The organism is Plantibacter sp. PA-3-X8 (genome assembly GCF_003856975.1).
GTDB lineage: Bacteria > Actinomycetota > Actinomycetes > Actinomycetales > Microbacteriaceae > Plantibacter > Plantibacter auratus.
In genome coordinates this window covers 2,194,620-2,206,482 of sequence record NZ_CP033107.1, presented here as the reverse complement: position 1 = coordinate 2,206,482, position 11,863 = coordinate 2,194,620, and the positions used below count along the sequence as shown (strand labels likewise).

The following is an 11,863-nucleotide window of genomic DNA, read 5'->3' as shown; positions in this document are numbered from 1 at the left end:
CGGTGTGGACGCGGCAGTGACCGGTGAGGACGCGACCTTGACCGGTGCGGACGCGGCAGTGACCGAGACCGACCAGGACGCGACCGAGACGGTCCGGCTCACCAACGGCCTCACCTGCTCGCTGCCCGCCGACTCGCCGCTCGCGAAGCTGCTGCGTTCGCAGCGCACGTGGGTGGGCCCCGACGCGAAGGCCCGCCTGAAGCTCCTCCGCGAGGCGAAGTCCGTCGCGATCGTCGGCGCCTCCCCGAACCCGGCGCGTTCCTCGTACTTCGTGGGCACCTACCTGCAGCAGTCGAGCGACTTCACGATCTACTTCGTGAACCCGAACGCCACGGAGATCCTCGGTCAGCCCGCCTACCCCGACCTCGCCTCCCTGCCGGAGGTACCCGACATCGTCGACGTCTTCCGCAAGGCGAGCGACATCCCCCAGGTCATCGACGAGGTCGTCGCCATCGGAGCACCGACGGTGTGGGTGCAGCTCGGCATCTGGAACCAGGAGGCGGCCGAGTACGGCGAGTCGAAGGGTCTGAACGTCGTGATGGACCGCTGCATCAAGGTGGAGCACGCCCGGTTCCACGGTGGCCTCCATCTGCTCGGCTTCGACACCGGCCAGATCACCGCCCGCAAGACCCTGCGCTGAGGGCTCCCACACCCGTTCCCTGAGCGTGTCGACGGACCGCACTTCGACAGGCTCAGTGACCGGGCCGGTCCAAGTAACGAGCCCTGGATACACTCGTGACGTGCCTGCGTCGAACCTCCGAGTGACCGTCCTGGGGCCGGTGCTCGTCGAGGGACGCACCGGTCGGCTCGTCGAACCCGGCGGCCGGCTCGCCAAAGCGCTGGTGACGATCCTGGTGCTCGCGGACCGGCGCGCCGTGTCGACGGCCGCCCTCATCGACGAGCTGTGGGACGACGCACCGCCCGCGGGTGCCAAAGCCGCGCTGCAGACCCTGGTCTCACGGGTGCGCGCCGTGTCGGCGCCCGACCTCATCGACTCCTCGGCCGCCGGCTATCGACTGTCGATCGACCAGTCCCTGGTCGACCTCCACGTCGCCGCGCAGGCGGCCGATGCGGCGTCGACGGCCATCCGCGCCGCCGACCCGCACACCGCGGGCACGCTCGCCCGGGACGCACTCCTCCTCTGGACCGGTGATCCAGGCGCTGAACTGGACGGCCCGCTCGGCGACGAGCTGGCGCACCGCGCGGCGCGGCTCCGCGACGACCTGCGCCGGGTGCGTGCTCAGAGCCGCCTCGAGCTCGGCGACGGCGCGGCCGTCATCACCGATCTCGAGGCGCTCGTCGCCGCCGATCCACTCGACGACGCCACCCAGCTGATGCTCTTCAACGCCTACGCGCAGAGCGGACGTCGCTCCGACGCGATGCAGCTCTTCACGGACCACCGTCACCGGCTCCGGGACGAACTCGGTGCCGACCCGACGTCGGCGCTGGTCGCGGCACACGCGGCGCTCCTGCAGGACGCCGTCGAGCCGTCTCCGCCGGCGGCCACTCCCCTGGCCGCCCGGGTCTCCAGCATGGTGCTCGGACTCCGGACGGCGCCGAACGAGCTCCTCGGTCGCGACACCGACCTCGATGCGATCGGCACGCTGGTGTCCGAGGTCCGCCTGACCACGATCCTCGGCCCCGGTGGCCTCGGGAAGACCCGACTCGCCCAGGAGGTCGCCCGGCGTGCCACCACGACCACGCCCGGCGTCGTCGTGGTGGAACTGGCGAGCGTACGGGACCCGGAGGATCTGCCACTCGCGGTCGCGACCGCACTCGGCATCCGCGAGGCCCCGACCCCGCGTCGGCTGAGCGAAGCGATCATGGTGCAACCGGTCGAGCTGCACGAGCGCATCATCGACCGACTCTTGGAGCGGCCGACGCTGCTCGTGATGGACAACTGCGAGCACCTCGTGGATGCGGCGGCGCGCTGGATCGCCGATGCGCTGGCCTGGGCCGGCGACCTCCGCGTCCTCGCGACGAGTCGGAGCCCGTTGTCGATCGCCGCCGAGCACGTCTACCAACTCGATCCGCTGGACGCTGCCGTGGACGGCACCGACCTCGAACACGCGGGCCCGGCGGTGCGGCTGTTCGTCGAGCGTGCCCGCGCCGCCCGTCCGGGTCTCCATGTGCCACTCGACGTCGCGGCACGTCTCTGCGCGAGACTCGACGGCCTCCCGCTGGCGATCGAACTCGCGGCGGCGCGCACCAGATCCATGTCGGTCGAGGAGGTGGAGCGACGACTCGGGAACCGCTTCACCCTGCTGACCGCCGGTGATCGCAGTGCTCCTGAGCGCCACCGCACCCTGCTCGCCGTCATCGACTGGAGTTGGAACCTCCTGGGCGAGCACGAACGTGTCGTCCTCCGTCGCATGTCCAGGTTCCCCGACGGCTTCGATCTGGAGGCGGCAGCAGTGCTCGCCCCCGAGGTCGAGGTCGTGGAGGCGCTCGACGCGCTCGTCGGCCAGTCGTTGCTCACCGTGCAGGACGACCCGGCCACCGGGACCGTCCGATTCCGGATGCTCGAGACGGTCCGCGAGTTCGGCGCGATCAAGTCCGCCGAGGCGCACGAGGACGACCTCGTACTCGACCGCACTCGGACGTGGGCGGTCGCACTCGCGGAGACGCTCCTCCCCGCCATGCAGGGACCGCGACAGGTGGCGGCGTTCGCGCGCCTCGCCCTCGAACAGGACACCCTGGTGGACGTGCTCCGCGGGGCCGTCGCCGACGATCGCGCCGACGTCGTCGCCCCGGTCTTCGCAGGACTCGCCCTCTTCTGGACGATCCGCAGCGCGCATCAGGAGGTCCTGGTCTTCGGAACGGCCGTCCTCGACGTGCTCCGCCATCAGGACCCGGAGTCGGTGTCGACCGACACCCCGGCCATCGCCGTCGCCATCATCACCGTGACCTTCCTCGCCACCGATCCCCGCACGTCCGCGCGGGCGATCGGCGTCCTCCGCCGACTCGAACGGGCGCGGACGACACAGGATCCACGGATGCGCGCGATGGTCAGCCTGTTGCTGGTCGCGGGTCGCCCCGAACACGCGGAGGCCCTCCTCCGCGAGTACTCCCGGTCGGCCGACCCGCACGTCGCGAACCTCGGGAACCTCATGTCGGCCCAGGCGGCGGAGAACGACGGCGACCCCCGCGCCGCCGAAGCGGCCGCCCTGCGCGCGAACGACCTCTCGCTCACGCTCGGCGACGTCTGGGGCGCCGCCATGAGTGCGCACATGCTCGCCCAGCTGCACAGCCAGAACGACGAGCCGGAGGAGGCGCTCGTCTGGGCGGCCCGCGCTGCCGAGGGGCTGACCGCGATCGGTGCCGAGGCGGACCTCCGTCAACTCGAGTGGCTGATCGCGATCGGCGACATCGCCCGCGGTGACCACGCCGCCGCCACCACCGTGCTCGACCGGTTCCTCTCGGACGACGTCTCGTTCTCCGCGTTCGCCCCGCTCCCCGAACGGCGGTCGATCGGCTGGGCCGGTCTCGCCGAGATCGCGCGGGCACAGGGCGACGCCGCACGGGGAGCCGAGCTCTACGGGAAGGCGCTCGTGGCGTTCGCTCCGGGTGAGTCGCGCCGATCGCCGTGGTTCACCCTCGTCGGCTCCGCCGCGATCGCCGCCGCCGTGCTGGACGGTGTCCCGGACGCCACCGAGGTCCAGCGTCTCGCGCGGCGGGTCCGCACCCGCACCATCGCGCTGGGACGCCTCCTCCCGAACCGGTTCGACCGACCGGTGCTGGGTTCCACCGTCATCGCGCTCGGCGCCTGGTACGTCCGCTCGGAGGACGACGAGGTGCGGTTGATCGGCGCCGAGCTCGTCGCGCTCGCCAGTGCGCTCGCCTCACGTCAGGACATCCCCTCGCTCGTCCGCACACCACACGAGGCAGCAGCGGCGGCGCGACTCACGGCGACCGAGCGCGAACGCCTCGCCGAGCGGTCCCTCTCCCTGCAGGCGCACGAGAGCGCCGCCAGGGCGTTCGAACTGCTCGGCAGTCCTGCCCTGGCGGCGCACTGATCGGTCGCTGCGATCGTCTCGTCGTCAGGCGCGGCGCATGTACGCCCGCACGGTGAGCGGTGCGAAGACCGCGACGATGACGGCGGCACCGAGGAGCGCCAGCCAGGCGTCGCCGCCGAAGACACCCGTGTTCGCGAGGTCGCGGACCGCGGTCACGAGGTGCGAGACCGGGTTCACGTCCACGAAGCCCTGGAGGAAGCTCGGCATCGTCTCCGGGTTCACGAAGGCGTTCGACAGGAACGTCAGCGGGAACAGGACGAGGAACGAGATGCCCTGCACGCTGCTCGCGCTCCGGGCGATGACCCCGAAGAACGCGAAGATCCAGCTGATGGCCCAGGCGCAGACGATCACGAGGAGGCCGGCGAGGGCCACGAAGCCGATGCCGCCCTCCGGCCGGTACCCCATGACGAAGCCCATCGCGAAGGTGAGCGTCGTGGCGATCGTGTAGCGCACCGTGTCGGCGAGGAGGGCACCGGCCAACGGTGCGATGCGGGCGATGGGCATCGACTTGAAGCGGTCGAACACGCCCTTGTCCATGTCCTCGCGGAGCTGGATGCCGGTCACGACCGAGGTCGTGATGACGGTCTGGACCAGGATGCCCGGGATGATGATCGGCAGATAGCTCGCGACGTCGCCGGCGATCGCGCCGCCGAAGATGTATGTGAACATCAGCGTGAAGATGATCGGCTGGACCGTCACGTCGATCAGCTGCTCGGGCGTGCGCTTGATCTTGAGCAGTCCGCGGTACGCCATGGTGAAGGAGTTGCGGACCGTCTGCGAGAGGCTGACATGGTTCCGGAGGGACCGGTCTGCGGCCGGGGTGATGGTGATCGTGCTCATGCGTGGACCTGCTCTGCGGTGTCGAGGGAATCGGTGTCGGACGTGGCGTCGGCGTCGTCCGCCTCGACGCCGTGCCCGGTGAGGGTGAGGAAGACCTCGTCGAGCGTCGGCTTCTGGACGCTCATCTCCGCGAGCCGGATCCCGGCTTCCCGGAGCGTGATGAACAGGTCGGTCACGGCGTCGGGGTCGCGCATCGGGGCCGTGATGCGGGTGGCCTCCGGTGAGACGACGGTGTCGACGCCGAGGACGCTCGAGATGACCCGTCGCGCATCCTCCAGGTCGGCGGGGTCCGCGAGCCGCAGCTGCAGCGACGACTCGCCGACGGAGGCCTTCAGCTCGTCGGAGGTGCCCTCGGCGACCACGAGACCGCGGTCGATGACGGCGATCCGGTCGGCGAGCTGGTCCGCCTCGTCGAGGTACTGGGTGGTCAGGAGGACGGTCGAGCCCGTCGCGACCAGGCGGCGGATCGTGTCCCACATCTGCGCGCGGGTCCGCGGGTCGAGGCCCGTGGTCGGCTCGTCGAGGAAGATGAGGGGCGGCTGGGCGATGAGGCTCGCCGCAAGGTCGAGACGACGACGCATGCCGCCGGAGAACTTCTTCAGGGGTCGCGACGCCGCGTCGCTCAGGCCGAACTCCTCGAGGAGTTCCGCGCTCTTGCGCTTCGCCTCCGCGCGGCCGAGCCCGAGCAGTCGCGAGAAGATGACGAGGTTCTCGGTGGCCGAGAGGTTCTCGTCGACGGACGCGAACTGCGCCGTCACGCCGATGAGCTGGCGCACGACTTGCGACTCCCGCTGGATGTCGTGTCCGAAGACGGTGGCGGTGCCGGCGTCAGGACGCAGGAGCGTCGCCAGCATGCTGATGGTGGTGGTCTTGCCGGCGCCGTTCGGGCCGAGGACGCCGTAGACGGTGCCGGTGCGGACCGAGAGGTCGACGCCGTCGACCGCCCGGTTGTCGCCGAAGGTCTTCACGAGGCCGTGGGCTTCGATCGCCCAGTCGGAGCTGATGCTCATGCGGATGCCTTTCGAAATCAGGTGTGGTCCGCCGGTGGGCGACCCGGACAACAGTGTGGGCGGGGGCACTCACGGATCGCTCACCTGCCGCTGACACCCGCTGACGGCCGCTGACACCGCACCCGGCGCCGAAGACGCTTAGAGTGAGAGGAGCCAGTCGCACCGAAGGGGGTCGTCCAGTGACCGCATACGTGTCCGCGTTCGACCTCTTCTCCATCGGGATCGGGCCGTCCAGCTCGCACACGGTCGGACCGATGCGGGCGGCCCTGGCCTTCGCCACCGGGCTCGCGGACGACGGCCTGCTCGACCGGGTCGACCGCGTCACGTGCTCGTTGTACGGATCGCTCGGCGCGACCGGCATCGGCCACGGCACCCCCGACGCTGTCGTCGCGGGACTCCAGGGGCTCACTCCCGAAGGGTGCGATCCCGCCGAGGTCCGCCGGGCCTGGAGCGACCACCCCGACGGCGCTCCCCTCGCGCTCGCCGGGACGCGGGCCATCGCGTTCTCGAAGGACGACGTCTCGTTCGTGCCCAGGACGAGGCTGCCGGGCCACCCGAACGCCATGACGCTGCACGCCTGGGATCAGCGGAGCGACCTCCCGGTGCGCTCCGAGACGTACTACTCGGTCGGCGGCGGCTTCATCCGTCGTGACGGCGACGACCCGAGCACGGTGCTGCCGTCGACACCCGTGCCGATGCCGTTCCGGACCGCTGAGACGCTCATCGGCCTCTGCGACGAGACAGGGCTCCCGATCGACGCGATCGCGAGACGCAACGAGGAGGCCCTGCGGTCCGCGGTCGAGGTCGACGCCGGCCTCGACGCCATCTGGACGGCCATGCACGAGTGCGTGACCGCCGGGCTCGCCGACACCGGCACACTCCCGGGCGGTCTCGGCGTCAAGCGCCGGGCGCGTGCCGTCCGTGAGCGCCTCGACGTGGCCGAGGCCGAGAGCGGGCGTGAGCTCCCCACGGAGTGGCTGCACGCGTTCGCCCTGGCGGTCAACGAGCAGAACGCCTCCGGCGGGCGGGTCGTGACCGCACCCACGAACGGGGCCGCGGGGATCATCCCGGCCGTCGGGAGCTACTACCTGCGGTTCGTGCCGGGCGCCTCGCTCGACGGGATCCGTCGGTACCTGCTCACGGCGACCGCCATCGGCTCGCTCTTCAAGGCGAACGCGTCCATCTCCGGGGCCGAGGGCGGCTGCCAGGCCGAGGTTGGCTCGGCCTGCGCCATGGCCGCCGGTGCCCTGTGCGCCGTCCTCGGCGGCACACCGCGTCAGGTCGAGAACGCCGCGGAGATCGCGATGGAGCACCACCTCGGCCTCACGTGCGACCCGGTGGGCGGGCTCGTCCAGGTCCCGTGCATCGAACGCAACGCGATCGCCTCCTCGACGGCCGTCAGCGCCGCACGCCTGTCCCTGCACGGCGACGGGACGCACCTGGTGTCGCTCGACACCGTGATCGAGACCATGCGCCAGACCGGCGTCGACATGTCGACGAAGTACAAGGAGACGAGCGAGGGCGGTCTCGCGGTCAACGTCATCGAGTGCTGAACCGCGGCGTCGTGTGACCGCGTGTTGCCGACCACCGTGGTCATCCGGGCCGCGGCCTCCTACGGTGGGCGCATGACCTCCACGCACGCGCCGTTCCTGGTGGACCCGCTCGTCTCCACCCAGTGGCTCGCGGACCATCTCGGCAGCGAGAGCCTCATCGTCCTCGACGCGAGCGTCGTCGAGCTGCCTGCGCTGGACGGCGGCCCGGTGCGACTGGTGAGCGGCTACGACCTGTACCTCTTCGACGGCCATGTGCCCGGTGCCGTGTTCGTCGAGCTGTTGGACGCGCGTCAGGGGCTCGGAGCATCCTCCCCGGACGAGGTCCGACGCGGCGCGGCGGCCATCGGCGTCACGGAGCAGCACACGGTCGTCCTGTACGACCAGTTGGACGGGCGCTCCGCCGAGCGCCTTCGTGCGGCGCTGACCGGAGCTGGATACAAGCGCGTCGCGCTCCTCGACGGCGGCCTCGGGCGCTGGCGCTCCGAAGCCCGCGAGCTGCGCTTCGGCCGACCGGACGGCACCTTCGGGGCCTGACCCACCCAGGTGTCGGGGCGACGGGCGCGCTGGTTCAGCGGGCGTCGAGCTGCGCCACATCCGTCACGGGGAGGCGGCAGACGAAGTCCCGGCAGTGGTAGGCGGTCAACCGGCCGTCGCGACTCGTCCGTTCGGCGAAGACGTCGAACCCGCTCGTCGTCCAGGCCACCGCCTGCCGCTCGGAGACCACCGCCACGACGTCGTCCCGGCGCGTCCTGACCGCGTCGCGCATCGCCCGGTTCGCCGTCGCGCGAGCCTCGTCCTCATCCGGATCCGCCCGATCCGGCCCGACGACGATCAGTTGCGACGCCGGCCCGGTGAGCGATGCCGCGAGGGCCAGACTCGCGCCGAACGCGGTCGGTGCCGACAGCGCAGCCGACGCGGCGAACCGGACCGCGCTCTCGGCGGCGTCCCGGAACCGGCCGTCTGCTGTCAGCTGGAACAGCAGCAGCGACGCGCGTCCGAGCGAGGAGATCCCCGAGGGATACGCGCCCTCCGACGGGTCGCCGTCGATCCGCATGCCCTGGGCCGACAGCACCGGGTCGCCGCCGCCCGGCAGGATGAAGCCGGCCACCGTGGCGGAGGAGGTGTCAGTCACGGTCTCGTCCGTCACGGTCTCGTCCGGCAAGCACCGGTCGACGAGGTCGCGGGCGACTTCCGCGTAGCGGACCTCGCCCGTCGCGAGGCCGAGACGCAGGAGTCCCTCCGCGAGCATCCCGTAGTCCTCGAGGGCCGCAGCCGCACCCGACCGCCGTTCGTCGAGCGAGGCCCGGGCGAGCGTGCCGTCCGAGGCGAGGTGGTTCTCGACCACCGCGTCCGCCGCCCACCTCGCTGATTCGATCCATTCGGGGCGGTCGAAGACCGTCGAGGCCTCCGCCAGCGCGCCGATCGCGAGCCCGTTCCAACCGGTGAGCACCTTGCGGTCAACGGCCGGCGGGGTCAGCGTCGCCCGGCCGTCGGCATCGCGTCGGTAGTAGCCACCCTCCGATCCGATGCCGTCGACGACGCTCTCGGAGTCCTGCGCCGACCCGAAGCCGCCGCTCGGCTGCTGCAGCGTGCCGATGAGGAACTCGGCGATCCCGGCGGCGACACTGGCCGCCCACGAGCTCGGGCGCTCGGCCCAGGCCCGCGTGTACGCGGTGAGGAGGAGCGCGTTGTCCGTCAGCATGCGTTCGTAGTGCGGCTCGGTCCAGTCCCGGTTGACCGCGTACCGGAAGAACCCGCCTTCGACCGGATCCCGGAGCGCCGATGCCCCCATCGTCCTGAGGGTGCGTTGCGCGAGGTCGACACCGCGGCGGGCGACCTCCCCCTCGCGCGGCGTCAGCAGGAAGTCGAACAGCGGGGCCATCGGGAACTTCGGAGCCGTGCCGAAGCCGCCGAGCTCCTGGTCCTCCAGCGCCTCGACCGCCACGATCGACGCGTCGAGGTCTCCGGGTTCCGGCAGTAGGGCGTCATCCGTGGACGACATCGTCTCGGCGATCGCCAGCGCGAGTCCGTCGGCGCTCGCGACGACCTGCTCCCGTCGCTCGGTCCACGCGACGCGGACGGCCTCGAGCACCTGCGGGAACGAGGGATGCCCGCGGAGCGGGACGGGAGGCGAGTAGGTCCCCGCGTGGAAGACGTGTCCGCGCGGCGTCACGAACACGTTCAGCGGCCAGCCCAGGTCACGGGTGAACGCGCCGGCGGCGGCGAGGTAACTGGCGTCGACGTCGGGATGCTCCTCGCGGTCCACCTTCACCGCCACGAAATCGCGGCGGAGGAGCTCGGCGATGTGCTCGTCCGAGAACGACTCGCGTGCCATGACGTGACACCAGTGACACGTCGAGTAGCCGATCGAGACGAGCAGGGGGACGTCACGACGGGCCGCTTCGGCGAAGGCCTCCGGCCCCCAGGGGTACCAGTCGACCGGCTGCTCGGCGTGCGAACGGAGGTACGGGCTCATCGCCTCGGCGAGCCGGTTCGTCATGCGGGATCCGTGGCCCGGGACCTACTGGCCGAGCGGCAGTCGCTCGCCCGCCGTGATCCGCGTGCGGAGCCGGTTGTTCGGCGCAGGCAGCGGGCACACGTAGTGGTCGCTGAACGCGCACGGCGGCAGGTACGCGCGGTTGAAGTCGACGAGGACGTGGCCGTCCGCGGTCGGGGCCGGCATGCTGATGAACCGGAACCGGTAGCTCTCGTCGCCACTCGTGCCGTCGGAGAAGACCGCCCAGAGTCCGTTCGGTCCGCCCGTGACCGTCAGCGAGACCGCTTCATCACCGAGCTCGAACTCGACCCGGCCGACGGGGGTCTCGGTCGTGACGTGGCCGTCGATCGACTCGGTCTCGACCGTGACGTCCGGGGACGGCACGAACCGCGCCGGCCGGATCCAGGCGACGTCGGGGGCGAACGCGCTGATGCCCGCGAGCGAGGTCCGCGTCGGCGCCTCCGGGTCGAGCACGCGGAGGGCGTAGACGCCGTCTCGCTCCATACCTCGGAGGAGCGCGTCGCCGAAGTGCAGTTCGTCACCGTGGACCAGCTCGACGCGGTCGGTCATGATCTGCGCGCCACTCGGCGTGGTCAGTCCGGTGCCCGTGAGCCGCTCACCGACGATGCCGGTCGCGTCCGCACGCCAGGTGCCTGGCGCGCCCTCGAGAGCGGTCGCCTCCTCGGTCAGCCAGTGGGTGAACCGGAGGGCGGCGATACCGTGGGGTGCTCGGACGGAACGCTCGCGAGCGGTGTGCCAGGCGGTCCAGGACGCGATGAACTCTGCGGGGGTCTCGGAACTCATACCCTGACGCTATCAACTCCTCAGGTGTCGGAGACCCCCTGGACATCCGGCTGCAGCCGGATGCGCTCCCCGCGAACAGCGCGATGGCGCCGCCCGGAGAACCGGACGACGCCATCGACGTGTGGCTGCTGCTCAGCTGAAGAGCTTCTTGTCCTTCAGCCAGTCGGCCGCGAGGGTCTTCGGAGCGGCCTTCTCGTCGCCCTGGTTGCGGGCGTTGAGCTCGATGAGGTCCTCGGTGGTCAGCTCCGCGGACACGGCGTTCAAGACCTCCTTGACCTTGTCGCTGGCCTTGGCCGAGTTGATCAGCGGCAGGACGTTCTGCGGGAGGATCAGGTTCTCCGGGTCCTCGAGCGTGACGAAGTCGTTCTCGGTGATCGACGGGGTCGTGGTGTAGATGTCGGCGAGCTGGACCGTGCCGTCGAGCAGGGCCGCGGTGGTCTGTGCGCCGCCGCCGTCGCTGATCGGGACGAAGGTGAGCTTGTCGGCGGGGACGCCGTACACCTCGGTCAGGCCCTTCGGGCCGTACGGGCGCTCAGCCAACTCGGGTGCGCCGCCGATGGCCAGCGGGATGGTTAGGGCCGCGAGGTCGGCGAGGCTCGTGACGTTGTTCGCCTCGCTGAACTCCTTCGTGACGTTGTAGGAGTCCTTGTCCTCCGCCTTGGACTGGTCGAGGACCTCGTAGCCCTTCGGCGTGGCCTCCTGGAGGGCGGAGTAGACCTCGTCGCTCGACGTGGCCGTGGCGGAGTCGTCGAAGAACTGCAGCAGGTTGCCGCTGTAGTCGGGGACGAGGTCGATCGAGCCGTCTTCGAGCGCTGCGATGTAGACGTCGCGCGCGCCGATGTTGAGGGACTCGGCCGTCTTGATGTCGTTGGCCTCGAGCGCCTGGATGTAGATCTGGGCGATGATCTCCGACTCGGGGAATCCGGCGGAGCCGACCGTGATCGTGTCGGATGCCGCGGTCTCCCCGGCGGTCGGGTCGCCTGCGGAGCAGGCGCTGAGCGCGAGGGCCGCGACGGCGGTCGCGGCGATGCCGACGGCGAGGCGTCGACCCTGTCGAACTGTGAACATGGTGTTTCCTATCTGTGATGGGCGAGAACGGTGGTGCCGTTGTGGGTCTGGGAGCCGGGCGGTGCTGTCACCCGG

Annotated in this window: 9 protein-coding genes; 4 read left to right on the top strand and 5 right to left on the bottom strand. The window is 70.9% G+C overall.

Going from position 1 to position 11,863, the window contains the following annotated elements; translation table 11 throughout:
- Positions 1–148: 148 nt before the first annotated feature.
- Positions 149–640 (top strand): CoA-binding protein, encoded by a 492-nt coding sequence (locus tag EAO79_RS10475; RefSeq protein WP_371413692.1) that lies wholly within the window; start codon positions 149–151, stop codon positions 638–640.
- A 100-nt stretch (positions 641–740) separates the two neighbouring features.
- Complete coding sequence (locus EAO79_RS10470) at positions 741–4,016, top strand: BTAD domain-containing putative transcriptional regulator (RefSeq protein WP_164486927.1); 3,276 nt, start codon at positions 741–743, stop codon at positions 4,014–4,016.
- A gap of 24 nt (positions 4,017–4,040) precedes the next feature.
- Here the strand turns inward: EAO79_RS10470 and EAO79_RS10465 are convergent, their stop codons facing one another.
- Both EAO79_RS10465 and EAO79_RS10460 read right to left on the bottom strand, forming a co-directional pair.
- On the bottom strand, positions 4,041–4,856 hold the full coding sequence (locus EAO79_RS10465; RefSeq protein WP_064296503.1) for an ABC transporter permease: 816 nt from the start codon (positions 4,854–4,856) through the stop codon (positions 4,041–4,043).
- Complete coding sequence (locus tag EAO79_RS10460) at positions 4,853–5,866, bottom strand: ATP-binding cassette domain-containing protein (protein ID WP_085510429.1); 1,014 nt, start codon at positions 5,864–5,866, stop codon at positions 4,853–4,855. The genes EAO79_RS10465 and EAO79_RS10460 overlap by 4 nt, the downstream gene beginning before the upstream one ends.
- A 179-nt stretch (positions 5,867–6,045) precedes the next feature.
- Here EAO79_RS10460 and EAO79_RS10455 point away from each other — a divergent pair, with 179 nt between their 5' ends.
- On the top strand, positions 6,046–7,419 hold the full coding sequence (locus EAO79_RS10455) for an L-serine ammonia-lyase (protein WP_124768937.1): 1,374 nt from the start codon (positions 6,046–6,048) through the stop codon (positions 7,417–7,419).
- Between the two features lie 72 nt (positions 7,420–7,491).
- On the top strand, positions 7,492–7,953 hold the full coding sequence (locus EAO79_RS10450) for a rhodanese-like domain-containing protein (RefSeq protein ID WP_124768936.1): 462 nt from the start codon (positions 7,492–7,494) through the stop codon (positions 7,951–7,953).
- A 34-nt stretch (positions 7,954–7,987) separates the two neighbouring features.
- On the opposite strand, the gene EAO79_RS10445 is transcribed toward EAO79_RS10450, so the two are convergent.
- From EAO79_RS10445 to EAO79_RS10435, 3 genes are all read right to left on the bottom strand, one after another.
- On the bottom strand, positions 7,988–9,919 hold the full coding sequence (locus tag EAO79_RS10445; RefSeq protein ID WP_124768935.1) for a thioredoxin domain-containing protein: 1,932 nt from the start codon (positions 9,917–9,919) through the stop codon (positions 7,988–7,990).
- 21 nt (positions 9,920–9,940) lie between these two features.
- Positions 9,941–10,720: a DUF1684 domain-containing protein gene (locus tag EAO79_RS10440; RefSeq protein WP_079705432.1), complete on the bottom strand. Its 780-nt coding sequence runs from the start codon at positions 10,718–10,720 to the stop codon at positions 9,941–9,943.
- A gap of 132 nt (positions 10,721–10,852) precedes the next feature.
- On the bottom strand, positions 10,853–11,788 hold the full coding sequence (locus tag EAO79_RS10435) for an ABC transporter substrate-binding protein (RefSeq protein ID WP_079705431.1): 936 nt from the start codon (positions 11,786–11,788) through the stop codon (positions 10,853–10,855).
- Positions 11,789–11,863: the final 75 nt, after the last annotated feature.

Excerpts from the sequence above, each read along its gene's own strand:
- EAO79_RS10445 (WP_124768935.1), bottom strand. The coding sequence starts at position 9,919 with ATGACGAACCGGCTCGCCGAGGCGATGAGCCCGTACCTCCGTTCGCAC.
- EAO79_RS10460 (WP_085510429.1), bottom strand. The coding sequence starts at position 5,866 with ATGAGCATCAGCTCCGACTGGGCGATCGAAGCCCACGGCCTCGTGAAG.
- EAO79_RS10450 (WP_124768936.1), top strand. The coding sequence starts at position 7,492 with ATGACCTCCACGCACGCGCCGTTCCTGGTGGACCCGCTCGTCTCCACC.
- EAO79_RS10435 (WP_079705431.1), bottom strand. The coding sequence starts at position 11,788 with ATGTTCACAGTTCGACAGGGTCGACGCCTCGCCGTCGGCATCGCCGCG.
- EAO79_RS10440 (WP_079705432.1), bottom strand. The coding sequence starts at position 10,720 with ATGAGTTCCGAGACCCCCGCAGAGTTCATCGCGTCCTGGACCGCCTGG.
- EAO79_RS10465 (WP_064296503.1), bottom strand. The coding sequence starts at position 4,856 with ATGAGCACGATCACCATCACCCCGGCCGCAGACCGGTCCCTCCGGAAC.